Here is a 20,580-nt window from a genome sequence, read left to right as displayed (position 1 = left end):
CATGACTCGGACACTCGATCCCGCGAACAAGACGGCGCCCGCCAGCGTGGGGCTGGTGTGGCGGGTCATCCCGCCCGGCCTGTACGGCGGCAGGGCCAGCACGCTGGTGGAACGGTCGGCGCTGGTGAACCGGCGCGGGTGGTTCGTGCTCGTCGGCGGGGCGTTCGAGCCGATTCTGTTCCTGTGGTCGCTGGGGCTGGGGTTCGGGCAGTTCGTGGCGTCGGTGGCCGGGCCGGACGGGCGGCCGGTCAGCTATGCGGCGTTCGTGGCGCCCGCGTTGCTGGCGGCGTCGGCGATGAACGGCGCGGTGTACGACGCGACGTTCAACGTGTTCTTCAAGTTCAAGTACGCCAAGTTGTACGACGCGATGCTGGCCACGCCGATGGGGCCGTTGGACATCGCGATGGGCGAGATCGCCTGGGCGTTGCTGCGGGGCGGGCTGTACTCGGCCGGCTTCCTCGGCGTGATGCTCGCGATGGGGCTGATCGCCTCGCCGTGGGCGTTGCTCGCCCTGCCGGCGGCGCTGCTGGTGGCGTTCGCGTTCGCGGCGGTGGGCATGGCGGCGACGACGTTCATGCGTTCGTGGCAGGACTTCGACCTGGTGCAGCTCGCGGTGCTGCCGATGTTCCTGTTCTCCACGACGTTCTTCCCGCTGTCGGTCTACCCCGGCTGGCTGCAGACCGTGGTGACGTGGACGCCGCTCTACCACGCCATCGAGCTGATGCGCGGGCTCACGCTGGGCGTCGTCGGGTGGGGCATGCTCGGCCACGTCGCCTATTTCGCGGTGCTGGCGGCCGTGGGAACGGTGGTGGCGGCGAGGCGGCTGGGGTCGTTGTTGCTGGACTGACCGCGATTCGGCGCCTAGCACAGGGGCCGTTACTCTGGAAGCGTGAGTGTCGAGTCTGTTTTCCCCAGGTTGGAGCCTCTGCTGCCGCGGATCTCCAAGCCGGTGCAGTACGTCGGCGGGGAGCTCAACGCGACCGTCAAGGACTGGGACGCGGCGTCCGTGCGCTGGGCGTTGATGTACCCCGACGCGTACGAGGTGGGGTTGCCCAACCAGGGCGTCATGATCCTCTACGAAATCCTCAACGAGCTGCCCGACGTGCTCGCCGAGCGCACCTACGCCGTGTGGCCGGACCTCGAGAAGCTCATGCGTGAGCACGGGGTGCCGCAGTTCACGGTGGACGCGCACCGGCCGTTGAAGGCGTTCGACCTGATGGGCATCAGCTTCGCGACGGAGCTGGGCTACACGAACATGCTCACGGCGCTGGACCTCGCGGGCATCCCGATCCACGCGGCCGACCGCACCGAGGACGACCCGATCGTGGTCGCCGGCGGGCACGCGGCGTTCAACCCGGAGCCGATCGCGGACTTCATCGACGCGGCGGTGCTCGGCGACGGCGAGGAAGCCGTCCTCGAGATCACCGAGATCGTGAAGACGTGGAAGGCCGAGGGCTGCCCCGGCGGCCGCGACGAGGTGCTGACCAGGCTCGCCGAGACCGGCGGCGTGTACATCCCGCGCTTCTACGACGTCGAGTACCTGCCGGACGGCCGCATCCAGCGCGTCGTGCCCAACCGAGACCGCGTGCCATACCGCGTGTTCAAGCGCACCACGATGGACCTCGACGCGTGGCCGTACCCGAAGCAGCCGCTCGTCCCGCTCGCCGAGAGCGTCCACGAGCGGATGAGCGTCGAGATCTTCCGCGGCTGCACCCGCGGCTGCCGCTTCTGCCAGGCGGGCATGATCACCCGTCCGGTGCGCGAGCGGTCCATCGAGGGCATCGGCGCGATGGTCCAGCGTGGACTGGAGGCGACCGGCTTCGAAGAGGTCGGCCTGCTGTCGCTGTCGAGCGCCGACCACAGCGAGATCGCCGAGATCACCAAGGGCCTCGCGGACCGCTACGAGGGCACCAACACGGGCCTGAGCCTGCCGAGCACGCGCGTCGACGCGTTCAACATCGATCTCGCGAACGAGTTGTCCCGCAACGGAAGGCGTTCGGGTCTCACCTTCGCGCCCGAGGGCGGCAGCGAGCGGATGCGCCGCGTCATCAACAAGATGGTGTCCGAAGAGGATCTCATCAGGACGGTGTCGGCCGCGTTCTCCAACGGCTGGCGGCAGGTGAAGCTGTACTTCATGTGCGGCCTGCCCACCGAGGAGGACGAGGACGTCCTGCAGATCGCGGAGATGGCGAAGAACGTCATCCGCGCCGGCCGCCAGGCCAGTGGCCGCAACGACGTCCGCTGCACCATCTCGATCGGCGGGTTCGTGCCCAAGCCGCACACGCCGTTCCAGTGGGCCCCGCAGTGCGACCCGGACACGGTCGACGACCGCCTGCGCAAGCTGCGCGAGGCCGTCAACGCCGACCGCAGCCTCGGCCGCAACATCGGCATGCGCTACCACGACGGCAAGCCCAGCCTCATCGAAGGCCTGCTCAGCCGTGGTGACCGCCGCGTCGGCAAGGTCATCGAGGCCGTGTGGCGCGACGGCGGCCGGTTCGACGGCTGGACCGAGCACTTCTCCTACGACCGCTGGACCACCAAGGCCGCGGAACAGCTGGAACCGCTCGGCGTCGACCTCGCCTGGTTCACCACCCGTGAGCGCGAGGAGTTGGAGGTCCTGCCCTGGGACCACCTCGACTCCGGCCTCGACAAGGAATGGCTCTGGGCCGACTGGCAGGACGCTCTCGACGAGCGCGAGCAGGACGACTGCCGCTGGACGCCGTGCTTCGACTGCGGTGTCTGCCCGGCGATGGGCACGGACATCGAGGTGGGCCCGACGGGCCGCAAGCTGCTGCCGATCTCCCCGGTCGGCGTCGGCTCGCCAGTGAAGAACCCGACCCTCACCCCGTAGCTCTCCGCTGACGCCACGCGGGGCCCTTTCGTACTCTCCAAGAGTACGAAAGCTCCCCGCGTACTCTTCGTGCGAGCTGTGGCGGCCTACTTCGTGACGGCGGCCAGCGCGTCGACCAACCCGTGGCCGTAGAAGGAGTTGTACTCCGAGTAGCCCGTGCAGAACGCGTCCTGCACACCGGTCCGGTTGAGGTCGTAGTCCGCGGGACAGGCAAGGGTTTCCGCCTGCGCGTTCAACATCCGCCCCAACGACACGGCGTCGGTGTCCGGGTGGGTGGACGCGATCAACGCCGCCACCCCGGCCGCGTGCGGAGCGGCCATCGAAGTGCCACACGAGTAGTCGTACCCGGACGGCACGGTCGACAGCACACACCCGCCGGGCGCCCGCGTGTCCCCACCGGGCGCCGTCACGTCGATCGCCCCTAGCCCGTAGGAGCTGTACCCGGCCTTGGTCTTGGTCGACTCCACGGCCGACACCCCGACCACGTTCTTGAGCTGCGCGGGCAGCACGGCACAGGTCGAGTCGACCGGCCGCGTCTGCGCGTCGCCGTTCGTCGGTGACATCGAGTCACGCCCCGGCCGGGACAGGTCCGCCGCGTTGTTGCCCGCCGCGGCGACCGTCAGCACGTTGCGAGAGGTCGCGTAGTCGACGGCACGCCGCACGGCCTCGTAGATCACGCGCTGACCTGGCTCGCTCTGGCACGTGAACAGGTACGGGTCGATGAAGTAGCTGTTGTTGGTGATGGTCATGCCCTGCGCGGCGGCCCACATGAAGCCGCACACCGCGTACTCGGGGTAGATGAACCCGTCGTCGTCGACGACCTTCACCGACGCGATGCGCACGCCCGGTGCGACGCCCGTGGTGCCGCGGCCGTCGTCAGCGGCGGCGATGGTGCCGGCGACGTGCGTGCCGTGGGCGGAGGTCGTCGGGGACCACGCTGAAGGAGAGGGGTCGGGCTTGCCGGTCAGGCAGCCCGCGGACAGCTCCGGCGCGAGCGCCTGGACCAGGTCCGGGTGATGCGGGTCGACGCCGGAATCCAGCACGCCGACCACCACGGAGCTGGAGCCGCGGGAGATCGCGTGGGCCTCAGGGGCCTTGATGAGATCCATGTCCCACTGCTCGTTCGAGCGCTGCCCCGATGGCCGGAACAGTTCGGTGTCGTCCTTCTTGCGCTTCACCGACCGCTTGGCGATGCTCTCGGCCTGGGCGCTGTACGCGCGCTGCGGGCCGATCAACTTCAGGAAGCTCGGGTCGGGTGACGTGGCCACGGCCACCCCGATCTCCGGGTAGTACACGGTCGTGGTGCCGCAGGCCCTCGTGATCTCGGTGTTCGCCACCTCAGGGGTGGTGAGCTGGGAGAACACCACGAGGTAGCGCACGTTCGGGCCCGGCTGGATGCATGAGTCGGCGGCCGGCTCCGCACCCGCGGGCAGGGACGCCGCCATGCATCCGGCCGCGAGCAGCGCGGTCATCGCCGCCGCCCGTGCGCGGTGGAGCAGAGGCACCGGGGACCTCCAGGTTGGCAAGGCGTCCAGTCAGCCGGACCGTAGCCACGCGCAACGATCTAGACAAGCTGAACGTTCTGAATCGCGTTCACGGTACCGTCCTACCGGACGAACAGCCTGCGCCGATGGGACCGCTCACCCGTCGGAACACCACCGGGGAGCACCACTGAGCCGCCACCAGCCCAACAACCCGTCTGCCGCAGCCGTGCAGAAACTGCGCCTCCGTTACACCAAGCGGGGGAGGTTGCGTTTCACCTCGCACCGCGACATCGCCCGTACGTTCGAGCGCGCGCTGCGCAGGGCAGGCGTACCCATGGCATATTCGCAGGGCTTCAGCCCTCACCCGAAGGTGTCATGGGTCGGCGCCGCGCCGACCGGCGTCGCCAGTGAGGCGGAGTACGTCGAGGTGTCCGTGGTCGAACGGGTCGACCCGGAAGCGCTCAAGATCGCGCTCGACCAGGCGCTGCCTCCCGGCATCGACGTGGTCGACATCGTGCAGGCGCACGGTGGCAACCTCACCGAGCGCATCGACGCGAGCGAATGGCGGATCGAGCTCGACGGGGTCGAGCCGGAACGGCTCGCGGAGGCGGTGAGCGCCTTCCTCGCACAGGAGCGGGTGGAGGTCGAGCGTCTCACCAAGAACGGCAAGAAGATCATCGACGTCCGACCGGCCGTCGTGTCCGCGCTGGTCGAACCACGTTCGAGCGACGCCGGACACGATGAGGCCGGATTGTCACAACCGTGTGGGATACTCATGACGGTCGTCCGGCAGGTAACGCCTACCGTGCGGCCCGACGACGTGCTGAATGCGCTTCGTGTCGTCGCCGACCTCGTGCCGCCGGTACCTGCGAGAGCAATCCGGATGGCGCAGGGACGGCTCGACGACGAAGGCGGGCTGGTGGACCCGCTCCAACAGGACAGAGAGTCCTGACACAGGAGCGGTGCCAGTGTTTGATCTTTTGGGTCAAGCCGCGACGCATCAGGAGGAGCGGCGCTGACAGCAGCGTCGTCGTGGGACCTGCGCAAGCGTGCGCCCGGTGAGGCGCCACGCCACTGCGCGCGAGGCAAGGATTCCCGCCGCGAGCAGCGGTGGAGAGAGACAAGAGAGGCCCCTGCGCGGCCGCGTCCTCACGGGACGCGCCCGGGGGTGGAGGAGCTGCATGTCGAACAAGGACAAGCCTGCCGGCGCAACCGGCGGGCAGGGTGTGGTATCCGCACGCCCTGAGCTGGCGGATCTGCCGGACAAGCTGCGGGTGCACGCACTGGCGAAGCTGCTGGACGTCAGCAGCAAGGACGTGATGACGGCGCTGGCCGACCTCGGTGAGGTCGCCCGCAGCGCGCAGTCCAGCGTGAGCCGCGACGTCGCGCTGAAGGTCGCCGAGACCCTGCTGGACTGGGATGACGTCGTCACCGGCGAGGTCACCGAGGACTACGAGGCCCCGGCGGTCCCCGCGTTCGAGGCGCCCGCGCTGGCGCCGATCTTCGCCGCGCCGAGCGCGGTCTTCCTGCCTCCGCAGCCGATCGAACGGCCCAAGGCGCAGGCCTCGCCGTTCGTCGTCGAGGAGGAGCCGGCGGAGGAGGAGAAGTCCGTCGGCGAGATCGCCGCGGACGAGCTCGACGCCGCCGAGGCCGAGGGTGAGGACGAGGGCGAAGGCCGTCGCCGCCGTCGCCGCGGCCGTCGTGGCCGTGGCCGCGGCAAGGGCGCTGAGGCCGAGGCCGGCGAGGAGACCGAGGAAGGCGCCGAGGAGGCCGAGGCCACTGCGGAGGCCGACGCCGCCGACGAGGCCACCGAGGACGAGGGCGACGAGAGCTCGACCCGCCGTCGCCGCCGTCGCCGTCGCCGCAAGACCGGCGCGGAGGATGACGTGACGTCCGAGGACGACCCGCCGAACACGGTGGTGCACGTCCGCGAGTCCCGCGACGCGCGCGACGACAAGGCCGACTCCGAGGCCGCCCAGAGCGAGGTCCGCAGCATCCGCGGCTCGACGCGCCTGGAGGCCAAGCGCCAGCGCCGCCGCGACGGTCGCGAGGCCGGTCGCCGCCGTGCCCCGGTGCTCACCGAGGCCGAGTTCCTGGCCCGCCGCGAGGCCGTGGCCCGCACGATGGTCGTCCGCGAGCGCGGCGACCGCACCCAGATCGGTGTGCTCGAGGACGGTGTGCTGGTCGAGCACTTCGTCACGTCGTCGGGCAGCGGCTCGATCGTGGGCAACGTCTACCTCGGCCGCGTGCAGAACGTGCTGCCGAGCATGGAGGCCGCGTTCATCGACATCGGCCGCGGCCGCAACGCGGTGCTCTACGCCGGTGAGGTCGACTGGGACGCCGCCGGTCTCGAGGGCAAGTCCCGCAAGATCGAGCAGGCCCTCTCGAGCGGCGACTCCGTGCTGGTCCAGGTCACCAAGGACCCGGTCGGCCACAAGGGCGCGCGCCTCACCACGCAGATCAGCCTGCCCGGCCGCTTCCTGGTCTACGTGCCGGGCGGTGGTGCCACGGGCATCAGCCGCAAGCTGCCGGACAACGAGCGCAAGCGCCTCAAGGACATCCTCAAGCGGGTCGTCCCCGAGGACGCCGGTGTGATCATCCGCACCGCCTCTGAGGGCATCTCCGAGGAGGAGCTGGCCCGCGACGTCACGCGTCTGCAGGCGCAGTGGAAGGTCATCAAGGAGAAGTCCGAGAGCACCTCCACCAAGGCTCCGACGCTGCTCTACGAGGAGCCGGACCTGCTGGTGAAGGTCGTCCGAGACCTGTTCACCGAGGACTTCGCCCAGCTCGTCGTCCAGGGCGACGAGGCGTGGGACGTCATCGACGGCTACGTCCGCCACGTGGCGCCGGACCTGCAGGACCGCCTGAAGAAGCACGTCGGCAACAACGACGTGTTCGTCGAGTACCGCATCGACGAGCAGCTGATGAAGGCGCTGGACCGCAAGGTCTGGCTGCCGTCGGGCGGCTACCTGATCATCGACCGCACCGAGGCGATGACGGTCATCGACGTCAACACCGGCAAGTTCACGGGATCGGGCGGAAACCTCGAAGAGACGGTGACGCGCAACAACCTGGAGTCGGCGGAGGAGATCGTCCGCCAGCTCCGGCTGCGCGACATCGGCGGCATCATCGTCATCGACTTCATCGACATGGTCCTGGAGTCGAACCGCGACCTGGTGCTGCGCCGCCTGACCGAGTGCCTCGGCCGCGACCGCACGCGTCACCAGGTCGCCGAGGTCACCTCGCTCGGCCTGGTCCAGATGACCCGCAAGCGGGTCGGCACCGGTCTGCTGGAGGCGTTCAGCCAGACCTGTGAGCACTGCCGCGGCCGCGGCGTCGTCGTGTCCACCGAGCCCGTGCACTCGCACGGCGGTGGCAACGGTGGCGGCCAGCAGCAGGCTCAGGGCGGTGGCCGCAAGTCCCGTCGCAACAAGGGCGGGTCGGAGCAGGTGGCGGAGGTTGCCGAGGTCACCGCGGCGACTGTCGAAGCCCCCGAGGCTCCGGCCGAGCCCGAGGTCGTTCCGGAGATCGTCGAGCCGGGTGAGCCGGAGGACACCTCCGAGGCCGCCGTCGCCGCCGACCAGGAGCACGAGGGCCACGGCGGCCGTCGGCGCCGTCGTCGTCGCCGCGACAAGGAGCAGCAGGCCGTCGTCGACGCGGTCGTGGTCGAGGAGCAGGCGCTCAACGGTCACGTGCCGCACGAGGTCGCCGAGGACCCGGAGCCGATCGAGGTCGACCCCGTCGTCGCTGAGGAGGTCTCGGCGGAGGTCTCGGCGGAGGAGCCTGCCGCCGAGGTCATCGACGAGGCGGCGCCGGAGCTCGTCGAGCCGGTGCCGGTCGCCGAGGAGATCGCCGAGGTCGCGGAGGAGGCCGCTGAGGTGGCCGAGGTCGCCGCTGAGGCCGTCGCCGCGGTGGAGGCACCGGTCGTGGCCGCAGAGCCCGCAGCGCCCGTTGCAGAGGTTCCTGTGGCCACTCCGGTGACCGCTCCCGCCGCCCGTCCGCGGCGTCGTGCCGCCAAGCGCGCCGCCGGTGCGCCGGTCGTGCACGACGTGCCCGCCCCGATCGTCGTCGAGGTACCGAAGCAGCCTGAGGTCCAGATGCCCGCACCGGTGGTGACCACCACCCGCAGGCGCCGCGCCGTGTCGCGGCCAGCGGGACCGCCGGTCCAGGAGGACTGACGCGAGATCAGTGAAGCCGGGGTCGCCTTGCGGGCGGCCCCGGCTTTGCTGTGTGAGGGATGGCACAGCCTGCACGAACGCGATCAGGGCACCCCGGTTTGCTCCGGCTGTACCCACTCCCGTAACCTTGTCGACGGCCCGTTATCCGACGGGTCCTGTCGTGTGCCCCCTCTGCTGGTTTCTCTCGCAGATCGGTTGGCGCATGGCCCGTCACCATCGAGTAGCAGGAGACTTCCGTCCTGATGTACGCGATCGTCAAGACCGGCGGCAAGCAGTACAAGGTCGCTGTCGGCGACATCGTCGAGGTCGAGAAGCTCGAGGGCGAGCCGGGCACCGAAATCTCCCTCCAGGCGCTGCTCGTGGTCGACGGCACCGACGTGACCGCTGACGCTGCGGCCCTGGAGAAGTTCTCGGTGACCGGCAAGGTCGTCGAGCACACCAAGGGTCCGAAGATCCGCATCCACAAGTTCAAGAACAAGACCGGCTACCACAAGCGCCAGGGTCACCGCCAGAAGCTGACCCGCGTCGAGGTCACCGGCATCACCGGTAAGTGAGGACCTGACTTCTCATGGCACACAAAAAGGGTGCGTCCAGTTCCCGCAACGGCCGTGACTCCAACCCCCAGTACCTGGGTGTGAAGCGGTTCGGCGGTCAGGTCGTCAAGGCCGGCGAGATCCTGATCCGCCAGCGCGGCACCAAGTTCCACCCCGGCGTCAACGTCGGCCGCGGCAAGGACGACACGCTGTTCGCCCTCGCCGCCGGTGCGGTGGAGTTCGGCACCAAGCGTGGTCGCAAGACCGTCAACATCGTTCCGGCCGCGGTCTGAGGACCGTTTCCCGAACGTAGTCAGAACGATCGACCGAGCGACGTGTGCCCGCGGAATGCGCGGGCCACGTCGCTCGTTTGTTTCACTAGGTCGGCCGTCGGGCGTCAACACCGGTCATCCGGCTCGCCCCTCGTTTTTTCTGCACACTGTCTGTCATCCATGGGTGGTAGTTGCACCCATGAAAGCCAGCGAGAGGAAGTAGTTCCGTGGCCCGCTTCGTAGACCGGGTGGTGATCCACGCTGCCGCCGGCAACGGGGGCAACGGTTGCGCTTCCGTGCACCGCGAGAAGTTCAAGCCGCTCGGCGGCCCGGACGGCGGCGACGGCGGCAAGGGCGGCGACGTCGTGCTCGTCGTCGACTCGCAGGTGCACACCCTGCTCGACTTCCACTTCCGCCCGCACGCCTCCGCCACCAACGGCAAGGCGGGCGCGGGTGCGAACCGCGACGGCGCGAACGGCGAGGACCTGATCCTGCGCGTCCCGGACGGCACCGTGGTGCTGACCCCGGACGGCGAGGTCGTCGCGGACCTGGTCGGCGAGGGCACCACGCTCATCGCCGCCGCGGGTGGTCGTGGTGGTCTCGGCAACGCCGCGCTGGCGTCCAAGGCCCGCAAGGCGCCCGGTTTCGCGTTGCTCGGTGAGCCGGGCGAGACGCGGGACCTGGTGCTGGAGCTGAAGTCCGTCGCGGACGTCGGCCTGCTCGGTTTCCCGAGCGCCGGTAAGTCTTCGCTGATCTCGGTGCTCTCCGCGGCGAAGCCGAAGATCGCCGACTACCCGTTCACCACGCTGGTGCCGAACCTCGGCGTGATCACCGCGGGCGACACCGTCTTCACGATGGCGGACGTCCCCGGCCTGATCCCCGGCGCATCGCAGGGCAAGGGCCTCGGCCTCGACTTCCTGCGGCACATCGAGCGCACGGCCGTTCTCGCCCACGTCGTCGACTGCGCGACGTACGAGCCGGGCCGTGACCCGCTGGCGGACATCGACGCGCTGGAGAACGAGCTGGCGCAGTACACCCCGTCGCTGGGCGGCAACCTCGCCGACCGGCCGCGCGTGGTGATCCTGAACAAGGTCGACATCCCGGACGCCAAGGACCTCGCCGACATCGTCCGCCCGGAGATCGAGGCGCGCGGCCTGCCGGTGTTCGAGGTGTCGACGGTGTCCCGCGAAGGCCTGCGGGAGCTCACGTTCAAGCTGGCCGAGGTCGTCCGCGAGTACCGCGAGGCCCAGCCCGCCAAGGAAGCGACCCGCATCGTGCTGCGGCCGACCGCCGTCGACGACGCCGGGTTCACCGTGACCGAGGACCCCTCGGTCGAGGGTGGCTTCATCGTGAAGGGCGACCGTCCCGAGCGCTGGATCCGTCAGACCGACTTCTCCAACGACGAAGCCGTCGGTTACCTCGCCGACCGCCTGAACAGGCTGGGTGTCGAGGATCAGCTCGTGAAGATGGGCGCCATCCCCGGCTGCCAGGTCACCATCGGCGACCTGGTGTTCGACTGGGAGCCGACCACTCCGGCGGGCATCGCGATGACGATGACCGGACGTGGCACGGACGCCCGCCTCGAGCGCAACGACCGCATCGGTGCGACGGAGCGCAAGGCGGCCAAGAAGGCCCGCCGCGTGCCCGGTTCCGCAGACGAGGACTTCTTCGACGAGGAGTAAGCCCGTGACGGCCCCCGTGGTCTCACACGCACGGCGCGCGGTCGCTTCGGCGAACCGCATCGTGGTGAAGGTCGGTTCTTCTTCTTTGACCACGGCGGAAGGCGGCCTCGACCCAGCCCGCCTCGACTCCTTGGTCGACGCCCTGGCTGCCCGCTGTTCCGCGGGCAGCCAGGTCGTGCTGGTGTCGTCAGGTGCGATCGCCGCGGGCCTCGCGCCGCTCGGGTTGTCCCGCCGCCCGCGCGACCTCGCGAGCCAGCAGGCCGCGGCGAGCGTGGGCCAGCTGACGTTGGCGCACGCGTACGCGAACTCCTTCGGCCGCTACTCGCTGACGGTCGGCCAGGTCCTGCTGACCGCCGACGACGTGGTGCGCCGCGCCCACTACCGCAACGCCCAGCGCACGTTCTCGCGTCTGCTGGCTCTCGGCGCGGTCCCGGTGGTGAACGAGAACGACACCGTTGCCACGGACGAGATCCGCTTCGGCGACAACGACCGTCTCGCCGCTTTGGTGGCGCACCTGGTCGGCGCGGACGCGTTGTTCCTTCTGTCCGATGTGGATGCTCTGTACTCGGGCGACCCGCGCAAGCCCGGTGCCGTGCGCATCTCCGAGGTTTCCGGGGCGTCCGATGTGGACGGTGTTCAGGCCGGCACGTCCGGTGCGTCCGGGCTCGGCACCGGCGGCATGGCGTCGAAGCTGGCGGCGGCACGGCTGGCGTCCTCCGCAGGCATCCCGGTGCTGCTGGCCGGAGCCTCCGACGCGCTCCGGGCCTTGTCCACCGCTGATGTCGGCACGGCCTTCGCCGCCACGGGTTCGCGCCTGACCGCGCGCCGCTTCTGGCTCGGCTACGCCACCGACGCGAACGGTCGTCTGCACCTCGACGACGGCGCGGTCGCCGCTGTCGTGGGCCGTCGCCGGTCGTTGCTGGCGGCCGGAATCACGGGTGTGGACGGCGACTTCGAGGCAGGCGACGTCGTCGAGCTGGTCAGCCACGCGGGCGAGGTCGTGGCCCGCGGTGTGGTCTGCTACGACTCGGCGGAGCTGCCGTCGCTGATCGGCCGCAAGACCCACGACCTGCCGGAGGAGCAGCGCCGCGAGGTCGTGCACGCCGACGACCTGGTGCCGCTCGCTAGGTGAGCTCGACGCCCTTGGTCTCGGGCAACGTGAGGATCACCAGGAACGTGATCACCGCGCCCGCCGCGACGTACCAGAAGAACGTCGTGCCGGGCAGTGCCTGAATGACCAGCGGCGCCGTGCCGCCGAACAGCGCGACCGTCAGGTTGTACCAGGCTCCGATGCCGAGCCCGCGCAGCTCGGTGGGGAAGAGCTCGCTCATGACCGCGGGCGCGATCGACGTGATCGCCGTGTAGAGGCCGATCCCGACGCAGAACACGATCACCAGGTTCGCGAGGCCCGGCTTCACCAGCGAGGACAGCGGCACGATCAGCAACGCCATCGTGGCGGACCACACGAGCATCTGCGGCTTGCGGCCGAACCGGTCCGCGAGCCACCCCATGGGGTACTGCAACACGATGAACAGCACCGTGGCGATCGACAACGCCAGGAACACGTCGAAGTCGTTGGCGTGCCTGGTTTTCACCGCGAACGGCGTCAGCGCCGAGAAGAACGTGTAGAAGCACAACGTCGACAGCAGAGTGCACCCGACGAGCTGACCAACCGCCTTCGGGTGCTCCTTGAGCGTGGTCAGCAAGGGGTTCCGCAACTTCTCGGCCTTGGCGCGGTTCTCCTCGAACTGCTCGGTCTCCGGCAGTTCCCGCCGCAACCACAACCCGATCAGGCCGAGCACGCCACCGATCAGGAACGGCACCCGCCACCCGTAGGACGCCATCGCGGCGGCGTCGAGGTTGCGGCTGAGGAAGAACCCGAGCAGCGACGCCACCAGAACCGCCGCCCCGGTGGAGATGTAGAAGAACGACGAGTACCGCCCGCGGTGGCTGGGCCGCGCGATCTCCCCGAGGTAGGCCGAGGCGTTGGACACCTCACCACCGAGCGCCATGCCCTGCGCGATGCGGGCGAGCACCAGCAGTGCCGGAGAAAGCCAGCCGACCTGCTCGAACGTGGGCAGCAACCCGATCACGACCGACCCGCCGGACATCAGCGCGATCGTCAGCAGCATCGCGGTGCGGCGGCCTTTGACGTCCGCGTACCGGCCGAGCAGATAGCCGCCGAGCGGCCGGAAGAAGAACGCCAGCGCGAACGTCGCGAACGTGCTGAGCAACGCCGCGGCCTCGTTGCCCTTGGGGAAGATCTGGGTGGCGAAGTAGATGCTGAACGCCGTGTAGATGCCCCAGTCGTACCACTCCACGGCGTTGCCGGCGGAGGCCGCGACGAGCTTGCGCACGGGCAGTCGATGAGTTTCGGTGGTCACCGCCATATGGGCACTTTCTCACAGACGAGGGTGCCTCTGGTGAACGTCTCAACTGGTTCGTCGATACTCCTGGGCGTGCGTTCTCTTGGTTTGGTGACGTTGGTGGTCCGCGACTACGACGAGGCGATCCGCTTCTACGTGGACGGTCTCGGGTTCACGTTGGTGGAAGACGAGCCGCAGGGCGACAAGCGCTGGGTCGTTGTGTCGGCAGGCGGGGGAGCGTCGTTGTTGCTGGCGCAGGCCTCTTCGGAGGGGGAGAAGGCGCGGATCGGCGACCAGACCGGTGGCCGCGTCGGGTTCTTCCTCAACACCGACGATTTCGACCGCGACCACGCGCGCATGACGGCGTTCGGTGTTCGCTTTCTGGAGACGCCACGCGACGAGGTCTACGGCCGCGTCGCCGTTTTCGAGGACCTCTACGGCAACCGCTGGGACCTGCTTCAGCCTCGCGCCTGACCGGGAGAGACCCCGACGACCCGCTTGAACGCCCGGCTGAACGCCGCCTCGGACTCGTAGCCGAGGCCGCGGGCGATCTCGCTTACCGTGCTGTCCCGGTCTCGCAACCGGTTCATCGCCACGTGCATCCGCCACCGCGTCACGTACCGCATGGCCGGTTCGCCGACGAGATCGGTGAACCGCGCCGCGAACGCCGACCGGGACATCGCGGTCTGGTGCGCCAGGCGTTCGACGGTCCACGGCTGCGCGGGGTCGCGGTGGATCAGCGCGAGCGCTTGTCCGATCTGCTGATCCTGCAACGCGCCCAGCCATCCGGTGCGTGCGGCCGGGTCGTTGGCGAGCCACGAGCGGATCGTCTGGATCACCAGCACGTCCGCGAGCCGGGTGATCACCGCTTCGCCGCCGGGGCGGAGGTTTCGAGCCTCCGCAGCCATCAGGTCGATGGTGGCGCGCATGTCGTCGGCCTGCCGCACGTACAGCACGTGCGGCAACACTTTGATGAGGTGCTTCGCGGCTGGGTGGTCGAACTTGACCGCACCACACACGAGATGCGTGACGGCCCCACCGTCGCCGTGTCGCAGGATCGCGTAGTTGTCGGTCTCGAACTCGTGCGGCAACGTCGTGACGAGCGGCGTTTCCGCGTCTCCGTAGAAGAGGCGGTGTCCCTGGCCTCCCGGTACGAGCAGCACGTCACCGGGTTCGAGGGTGGTGATCTCGGCGTCGACCTCGATGTCGCAGCGGCCGCTGGTCAGCACGTGGAACCACAGGCAGTCCGCCATGCCGGGCATCGTCAGCCCCCACGGCTCAGTGAGTTCGGTCCGGCAGTAGAACGTGCCGGACATCCTCATCAGGTGCAGCGCCTCGCCCAACGCGTCCGTCATTCACCCAGTCTGGACGAACGAGCAAGTGCGCGCGATGAACTGTCATTGAGAGTCCGGCCTGCGCGAGCCACAGTTGGCGCCATGGGGACAATCACGCTGATCGCAGCCGCCGCGTCCGGCCTGATGGCCGGCCTGTTCTTCGCCTTCTCCGCCGCCGTCATGCCGGGTCTCGCGGACCTGCCGTCCGAACGCGCCCGCGATGCCATGCGCCGTATTAACGTGCGAATCCAGAACCCGGTGTTCCTGCTGGTGTTCGCCGGCAACGTGATCCTGTGCGGTATCGAGGTCTTCGAGGGCCGGATCGCGGGCGGCCTGCTCTACCTCGTGGGTTCGTTCCTGCTGACGATGTTCGTCAACGTGCCGATGAACAACCGTCTGGAGCGGACCGACGATGCCTACTGGCCGGAATACCTGCGCAAGTGGACGATCTGGAACCACGTGCGCGGCCTCGCGAGCCTGGCCTCGACGATCACCCTGCTGCTCGGATTCTGAGGCCGCGCTTCGGACGCATCGCGGCGACGCTCGTCGGCGTGATGCGCTGGGGGAGCAGCTCCGGTTTCGGCCTTTGCAGCAACGCTTTCAGCATCACGGTCAGCTCCGTCGTGGCGAGCCCGGCGCCGATGCACCGGTGCGGACCGCCGCCGAACGGCAGGAACTCGTGCGGCGCGGGCTTGCGTTCCCAGCGGTCGGGGTCGAACCGCAGCGGATCCGGCCACACCTCGGCCAGCCGATGCGTGACATAGGGGCTGTACAACAGAAACGCGCCCTGCTTGATCTTCTTCCCGCCGAACTCGAACGGCTGCGCCGCGACCCGCGCCGACACCACCGCCGGTGGACAAAGCCGCAACGTCTCGTTGACGACATTGGCCAGATAGTCGTCGTCCTCTCGCGCGCGTTCCCAAACCCCGTTGTGCCGCAACAGGTTGAACACCGCCCACGCCATCGCGCCACTGGTCGTCTCGTACCCGGCCGCGATCAGCGTGACGACCTGGTCGCGCACCTCGAGATCGCTCAGCCCGTCCTTCTCCCGCACGAGCGACGCGAGCACGTGGTCGTCGTCAGCCGCTTTCTGCCGCGCTTCCTCGATCGCCTGGTACACCCGCGCGTCCACGGCCCGCCGAGCCCTCATCGCGTTGCGCCAGGCAGGAGCCTTCGTCCGCCGCAGCCACGTGACCACCGCGGGGTTGTGGTCGATCAGGTTGATCAGCACCTGCAGGTGCGCCCCGAAGAAGTCCGCTTCGCGCGCCAGCTTCTCGCCGAACAACGCGTGGATCGTGCTGCGCCGGATCGCCCTTCGGAACTCCTGGTAGGCGTCCACGACCTCCCCAGGCCGCCACGCGTCGAGCGCCGCCTCGGCGTTGGCCCGCATGACCGGCACGTAGTTCGCGATCTGCCGGTGCACCAACGCCGGCTGCACGAGCCGGCGCCGCCGCTTGTGGTCCTCACCGTCGCTGACGATCAACGACGTGGGCCCGTCCACCGGCACCAGCACCTGAAACGCCCGTTCCACCTCGAACAGCTCGGAGTTGGCGAACACGAACCGGTTCGCCTCCGGCCCGAGCAGGTAGGTGTAGGGCCCCATCCGCACCACCGGCCCGAACCGCCGGTACAGACCGGAAAGTAGATCGGCCTGCCGAAACCGCACGACGTCCGGAATCATGGCAACGACAGTGCCACACCGCACCGGGGGGACGGTCAGCAATGGTTCCACTGCCCACGTTGAACGTCGGCGGTGTGACCATCGCCTACCGTCTGGACGGCCCACTGGAAGGCTCACCGGCCGTCCTGCTCCACGCCCTCGCCAGCAACTCGGCGACGTGGACCCGCCTGACCCGCGACCTGGTGTCCGTGGGCCGCCTGGTGATCGCCCCCGACCTGCGCGGCCACGGCACCAGCGCCCGGACCGGCGACTACCGTCTGGATTCGGTGCAACGCGACGTGATCGGCGTGCTGGACGCACTCGACATCGCCGAGTTCGACCTGATCGGCCACTCCCTGGGCGCCCACATCGCGGCACTGCTGGCAGGCCGCCGTCCAGACCGCGTCCGCAAACTGGTGCTGGAAGACCCACCACCCCCACCCCGCTCAGGTGAGCCCCGCCCACCGAAGCGAGGCGTGGCGCTGACCCTCGCGCTGCAAGGCCTGCTGCGCGCCTTCGACCGCCGCATGGTCCCCCAGATCCTGACGCAACTGCGCGCTCCCGACCCGCTGTGGTGGGACGGCCTGGCCGCGATCAAGGCCCCGACACTGGTGATCAGCGGCGGCCCGCGCAGCCACGTTCCCCTGGACCGCCTGGAGGACCTGACCGCGGGGATCCCGCACGCGAAGCTGATCACGATCGACGCGGGCCACCGCGTCCACAGCACGCGTCCGGCCGAGTTCCGCGACGCCGTGCTGAGCTTCCTCGCCGGATGACTCCCGGCGGCGTCGCCAACCCGTGGGATCGCATTCTCACCGGGGAGGGTGGCCTCCCGGCCACCACCGCGCGTCAGTACGCAGCGGATACCCGTGCACCGGCGCGAACTCCCGGCGCGACGCCCGCACCAGGCGCGCCAGCCAGGCCAGGCCGACGACCGAGATCAGGATCAGCCCGAGCCACGTGAAGACCGTGAACAGCTGCACCTGCGTCGGCGTCGGCTGCGGCATGTACCCGGCATCCCACGCCTGCTCCTGCCACGGTTGATCCGTCAGCACCAACGTGACCACGATGGCGATGCTGTTCATCGAGTCCCACAGCGCGTGCAGCAACGACACCCCGAGGTAGGCCCACAACAGCCCCCGCGTGAGCATGAAGTGCTCGCGAACACTGCGCGAGAACAACACCCCGCCGAGGATGGCCGTCCACAGCCCGTGCCCGAACGGAGCGAGGAAGCCCCGCAGCAGCTCGGTCGTGACCAGGTCCATCAACGACAGCCCGTTCTCGGTCAACGTGGCCGTGAGCGCGTACCCGGCCGACTCGAACGCGGCGAACCCGAACCCGACGCTGGCCCCGAGCACCAGCCCGTCCCGCGCGGACTTGTGCACGAGGTGCCGCGTGAGCAAGGCCAGCGCGCCGAGCTTGACCGCTTCCTCGATCAGCCCGACACCCACGAACAGCCACGGCGACGGATGCAGGAGGTACGTCTCCAGCAGCGACGCCCCGAGCACGCCCAGCACACCACCGACCGCGAACGTCCGGAACACGATCTCCCCGGTCACCTCGCCGGAGTGACGGTGCTCGAACGCCCACACCACGAACGTCGCCGGCACCAGGAAACTGCCCAGCAGCACGATCGTCGGAATCAGGTTGGCGTTGCCGGTGATGTAGGTGATCATCACCGTCGCCACCCACAGCACCAGCCCCACGAAGAACATCCGCAACCACGACCTGCCGGTGCGAGGCGTGGCCGTTCCAGGCGTGATCATGCACTGGAGTTTCTCGCTCGGCCACGACCGAGACAACTCGGGGCCGGGTCATTCGCCTGCGACGATGTCGAATCGAGCAGGTACCGGTTCGAGATGTGCAACAGCGGTCGTTGTGTCGCCGTCCGCCATCAGGACGTAGTTGGTGTCGTTGAGGTCGGCCAGCGCTTCGTAGGCCGCCCGCACCGTGCTGTCTGAGCCGCCCACTGCCGATCAGCGCTCGAGAACGACAGCGCGACGTCGTAGTCGAACTTCTTGATGCCGCGGTACGTCAGTCGGCTCGCCTGGCCGTTGCCGGCCTTGAGCTCCACAGTCTCGTTGGCGACCTCGAGCACCAGAGCGCCGATGCCGGTGCCGTTCCTCAGTTGGTGACGGCCAGCGCGAACGGCAGCACCGCAGGCACCCCCTCCTTCCTGAGCATCCGAGCGGCCACCGTCATCGTCCAGCCCGTGTCGATGTGGTCGTCCACCAGCAGCAGAGGACCGTCCACACCGGACACGTCCGGCGTCTCACCGGACCGCACGAGCCCGGCCAGGCGCTGGGCGCTGTTGGCTCGGTGCGTCGACTCACCGAGCCACACGGTGCCGAGGAACGGCAGCCGGCCGATCGACGCGATGTGCTGGCCGAAGCTGCCGACCAGAGCAGGCCGGCGTCGCGAACCGACGGTCACCACGCCCACCGGCCGGTCGTCCCAGTCCCACGCCGACAACACCTTCACGCACGCCGCGAACACGTCGTCGGGGATCTCGCGGTCGGTACCGTCGGCGAGCAGGTCGCGCAGGCGGGTGCCCCAGCCGATGTCGGTGAGGCGGCCCAGCGCCCGGCCCGTCGCCGCGACCTCCGACGGCCCGATCTTGCCGGACAACGAGACCCCGATCGCGGCCATGCCGGTGGGCCACATCTTGCGCGGCGCCACGTCGAGGCCGGGTCGCAGCAGGCGTTCGCGGGCCGCGCCCGCCGCGGTTTCCGAGACGTCCAGCGACAACCGCTCGCCCGTGCAGTTGTCGCAGCGGCCGCAGTCGTGCGCGGTCGGGTCGTCGAGCTGGTCCTGCAGGAACCTCATCCGGCACGACGACGTGCGCACGTAGTCGATCATCACCTGCTGCTCTGCCCTGCGCGCCTCGGCGATGCGTGCGTACCGGTCGCCGTCGTACTCCCACGGGCGGCCGGTCGCCTCCCAGCCCCCGCGCACACGCCGCACGGCACCGTCGACGTCCAGCACCTTCAGCACGACCTCGAGCCGGCCGCGGGACAGCTCGACCATCGGCTCCAGCGCCGCCGTCGACAGCGGTTTGGCCGCGCCGGCCAGTGCGGACAGCACCTGGCGCACCACGACCTCCGCCGGGAACGCCAGCGACGCGAAGTACGCCCAGATGTCGCGGTCCTCGTGGCCGGGCAGCAGGATCACCTCGGCGCGGTCGACGCCGCGACCCGCCCGGCCGATCTGCTGGTAGTAGGCGATGGGGGAGGACGGCGCGCCGACGTGCACGACGAACCCCAGGTCCGGCTTGTCGAAACCCATGCCCAGAGCAGAGGTGGCGACCAGCGCTTTGACCCGGTTGTTCAGCAGGTCCTCCTCGGCGCGTTCACGTTCGGCGGGCTCCGTCTTGCCCGAGTACGCGGCCACCGGGAAGCCGCGCGAGGACAGGAACGCCGCGATGTCGTCCGCCGCCGCGACCGTGAGCGTGTAGATGATGCCGGAGCCCGGCAGCCGGTCGAGCTGCTCCGCGAGCCACCCGAGGCGCGCCTCGGCGGTCGGCAGCAGAGCGACCGACAGACGCAGGCTGTCGCGGTCGAGCGGCCCGCGCAGGACCAACGTGCCCTCGTCGGCGCCGAGCCCCAGCTGCTCGGTGACGTCGTGGACCACGCGGTCGTTGGCCGTCGCCGTCGTCGCCAGCACCGGCACGCCCGGTGGCAGCTCCGTCAGCAGCGTCCGCAGCCTGCGGTAGTCCGGCCGGAAGTCGTGGCCCCAGTCCGAGATGCAGTGCGCCTCGTCGACCACGAGCATGCCCGCGGAGGCGGTCAGCGAGGGCAGCACGGCATCGCGGAAATCGGGGTTGTTCAGCCGTTCCGGACTCACCAGGAGCACGTCGACGTCGCCCGCCGCGACCTGCTCCTGCACGGCGTCCCACTCGTCGGTGTTGGCCGAGTTGATCGTCACCGCGTGCACGCCCGCCCGCGCCGCCGCGTCGATCTGGTTGCGCATCAACGCGAGCAGTGGCGAGACGATGACCGTCGGTCCCTCACCGAGCTGGCGCAGCAACGCCGTCGCGATGAAGTACACGGCCGACTTGCCCCAGCCCGTGCGCTGGACGACGAGAGCTCTGCGGCGCTGGGCCACGAGGGTGTGGATCGCGGTCCACTGGTCCTCGCGCAGCACCGCCTCCGGGCCCGCCAGTGCCCGGAGGCGCTCCTCCGCCAGTTCTCGCAGCGCGATGTCGTCCATGGGGAGCAAGC

The 20,580-nt window shown here is 69.5% G+C and carries 18 protein-coding genes; 11 read left to right on the top strand and 7 right to left on the bottom strand.

What is annotated here, in order from left to right:
• Position 1: 1 nt before the first annotated feature.
• A complete protein-coding gene (locus JOD27_RS42625; protein ID WP_204768087.1) occupies positions 2 to 847 on the top strand; it encodes an ABC transporter permease in 846 nt (281 codons plus the stop codon).
• Positions 848 to 889: 42 nt separating this feature from the next.
• Positions 890 to 2,851, top strand: coding sequence for a TIGR03960 family B12-binding radical SAM protein (locus tag JOD27_RS42620; RefSeq protein WP_204768086.1), 1,962 nt, complete (start codon positions 890 to 892; stop codon positions 2,849 to 2,851).
• Positions 2,852 to 2,937: 86 nt separating this feature from the next.
• Here JOD27_RS42620 and JOD27_RS42615 read toward each other — a convergent pair whose 3' ends face one another.
• Positions 2,938 to 4,356: a S8 family peptidase gene (locus JOD27_RS42615; protein WP_307830648.1), complete on the bottom strand. Its 1,419-nt coding sequence runs from the start codon at positions 4,354 to 4,356 to the stop codon at positions 2,938 to 2,940.
• Positions 4,357 to 4,561: 205 nt separating this feature from the next.
• Between JOD27_RS42615 and JOD27_RS42610 the strand changes: the two genes are divergently transcribed.
• From JOD27_RS42610 to proB, 6 genes are all read left to right on the top strand, one after another.
• Positions 4,562 to 5,287 carry a TIGR03936 family radical SAM-associated protein gene (locus tag JOD27_RS42610; RefSeq protein WP_204768085.1) on the top strand — a complete coding sequence of 242 codons (726 nt, stop codon included), beginning with the start codon at positions 4,562 to 4,564 and terminating at the stop codon, positions 5,285 to 5,287.
• Positions 5,288 to 5,516: 229 nt separating this feature from the next.
• Positions 5,517 to 8,513, top strand: coding sequence for a translation initiation factor IF-2 N-terminal domain-containing protein (locus JOD27_RS42605; RefSeq protein ID WP_204768084.1), 2,997 nt, complete (start codon positions 5,517 to 5,519; stop codon positions 8,511 to 8,513).
• Between the two features lie 242 nt (positions 8,514 to 8,755).
• Entirely contained in the window at positions 8,756 to 9,067 is a 312-nt protein-coding gene (rplU, locus tag JOD27_RS42600) for a 50S ribosomal protein L21 (protein WP_109642823.1), read from the top strand.
• 14 nt (positions 9,068 to 9,081) lie between these two features.
• Positions 9,082 to 9,339: a 50S ribosomal protein L27 gene (gene rpmA / locus JOD27_RS42595; RefSeq protein ID WP_189258884.1), complete on the top strand. Its 258-nt coding sequence runs from the start codon at positions 9,082 to 9,084 to the stop codon at positions 9,337 to 9,339.
• 206 nt (positions 9,340 to 9,545) lie between these two features.
• Positions 9,546 to 11,000 carry a GTPase ObgE gene (gene obgE, locus JOD27_RS42590; protein ID WP_204768083.1) on the top strand — a complete coding sequence of 485 codons (1,455 nt, stop codon included), beginning with the start codon at positions 9,546 to 9,548 and terminating at the stop codon, positions 10,998 to 11,000.
• A gap of 4 nt (positions 11,001 to 11,004) precedes the next feature.
• Positions 11,005 to 12,132, top strand: a complete 1,128-nt coding sequence (gene proB, locus JOD27_RS42585) for a glutamate 5-kinase (RefSeq protein WP_204768082.1) — start codon at positions 11,005 to 11,007, stop codon at positions 12,130 to 12,132.
• Here proB and JOD27_RS42580 read toward each other — a convergent pair.
• Positions 12,125 to 13,390, bottom strand: a complete 1,266-nt coding sequence (locus tag JOD27_RS42580) for an MFS transporter (protein ID WP_204768081.1) — start codon at positions 13,388 to 13,390, stop codon at positions 12,125 to 12,127. The two genes, proB and JOD27_RS42580, sit on opposite strands and share 8 nt — an antisense overlap.
• A 69-nt stretch (positions 13,391 to 13,459) precedes the next feature.
• On the opposite strand from JOD27_RS42580, the gene JOD27_RS42575 reads away from it, so the two are divergent.
• A complete protein-coding gene (locus tag JOD27_RS42575) occupies positions 13,460 to 13,840 on the top strand; it encodes a VOC family protein (RefSeq protein ID WP_307830647.1) in 381 nt (126 codons plus the stop codon).
• Here the strand turns inward: JOD27_RS42575 and JOD27_RS42570 are convergent.
• Positions 13,825 to 14,721 (bottom strand): AraC family transcriptional regulator, encoded by an 897-nt coding sequence (locus tag JOD27_RS42570; protein WP_204768079.1) that lies wholly within the window; start codon positions 14,719 to 14,721, stop codon positions 13,825 to 13,827. The genes JOD27_RS42575 and JOD27_RS42570 overlap by 16 nt on opposite strands.
• Positions 14,722 to 14,802: 81 nt before the next feature.
• Between JOD27_RS42570 and JOD27_RS42565 the strand changes: the two genes are divergently transcribed.
• Complete coding sequence (locus tag JOD27_RS42565; protein WP_204768078.1) at positions 14,803 to 15,213, top strand: anthrone oxygenase family protein; 411 nt, start codon at positions 14,803 to 14,805, stop codon at positions 15,211 to 15,213.
• Here JOD27_RS42565 and JOD27_RS42560 read toward each other — a convergent pair.
• Positions 15,191 to 16,381: a cytochrome P450 gene (locus tag JOD27_RS42560; RefSeq protein ID WP_204768077.1), complete on the bottom strand. Its 1,191-nt coding sequence runs from the start codon at positions 16,379 to 16,381 to the stop codon at positions 15,191 to 15,193. The genes JOD27_RS42565 and JOD27_RS42560 overlap by 23 nt on opposite strands.
• Positions 16,382 to 16,422: 41 nt before the next feature.
• Between JOD27_RS42560 and JOD27_RS42555 the strand changes: the two genes are divergently transcribed.
• Positions 16,423 to 17,136: an alpha/beta fold hydrolase gene (locus JOD27_RS42555; RefSeq protein ID WP_204768076.1), complete on the top strand. Its 714-nt coding sequence runs from the start codon at positions 16,423 to 16,425 to the stop codon at positions 17,134 to 17,136.
• 36 nt (positions 17,137 to 17,172) lie between these two features.
• On the opposite strand, the gene JOD27_RS42550 is transcribed toward JOD27_RS42555, so the two are convergent.
• The 3 genes from JOD27_RS42550 to JOD27_RS42540 form a co-directional block, all read right to left on the bottom strand.
• Positions 17,173 to 18,126 (bottom strand): PrsW family intramembrane metalloprotease, encoded by a 954-nt coding sequence (locus JOD27_RS42550; protein ID WP_204768075.1) that lies wholly within the window; start codon positions 18,124 to 18,126, stop codon positions 17,173 to 17,175.
• Between the two features lie 128 nt (positions 18,127 to 18,254).
• On the bottom strand, positions 18,255 to 18,458 hold the full coding sequence (locus JOD27_RS42545) for a hypothetical protein (protein ID WP_204768074.1): 204 nt from the start codon (positions 18,456 to 18,458) through the stop codon (positions 18,255 to 18,257).
• Positions 18,459 to 18,484: 26 nt separating this feature from the next.
• Positions 18,485 to 20,569 (bottom strand): RecQ family ATP-dependent DNA helicase, encoded by a 2,085-nt coding sequence (locus JOD27_RS42540; RefSeq protein ID WP_204768073.1) that lies wholly within the window; start codon positions 20,567 to 20,569, stop codon positions 18,485 to 18,487.
• Positions 20,570 to 20,580 lie beyond the last annotated feature (11 nt).

The sequence above is a fragment of the Lentzea nigeriaca genome (genome assembly GCF_016907955.1).
GTDB classification, from domain to species: Bacteria; Actinomycetota; Actinomycetes; order Mycobacteriales; family Pseudonocardiaceae; genus Lentzea; species Lentzea nigeriaca.
The sequence above is the reverse complement of the archived record's forward strand: the minus strand, read 5'-3'. Positions and strand labels throughout refer to the sequence as shown.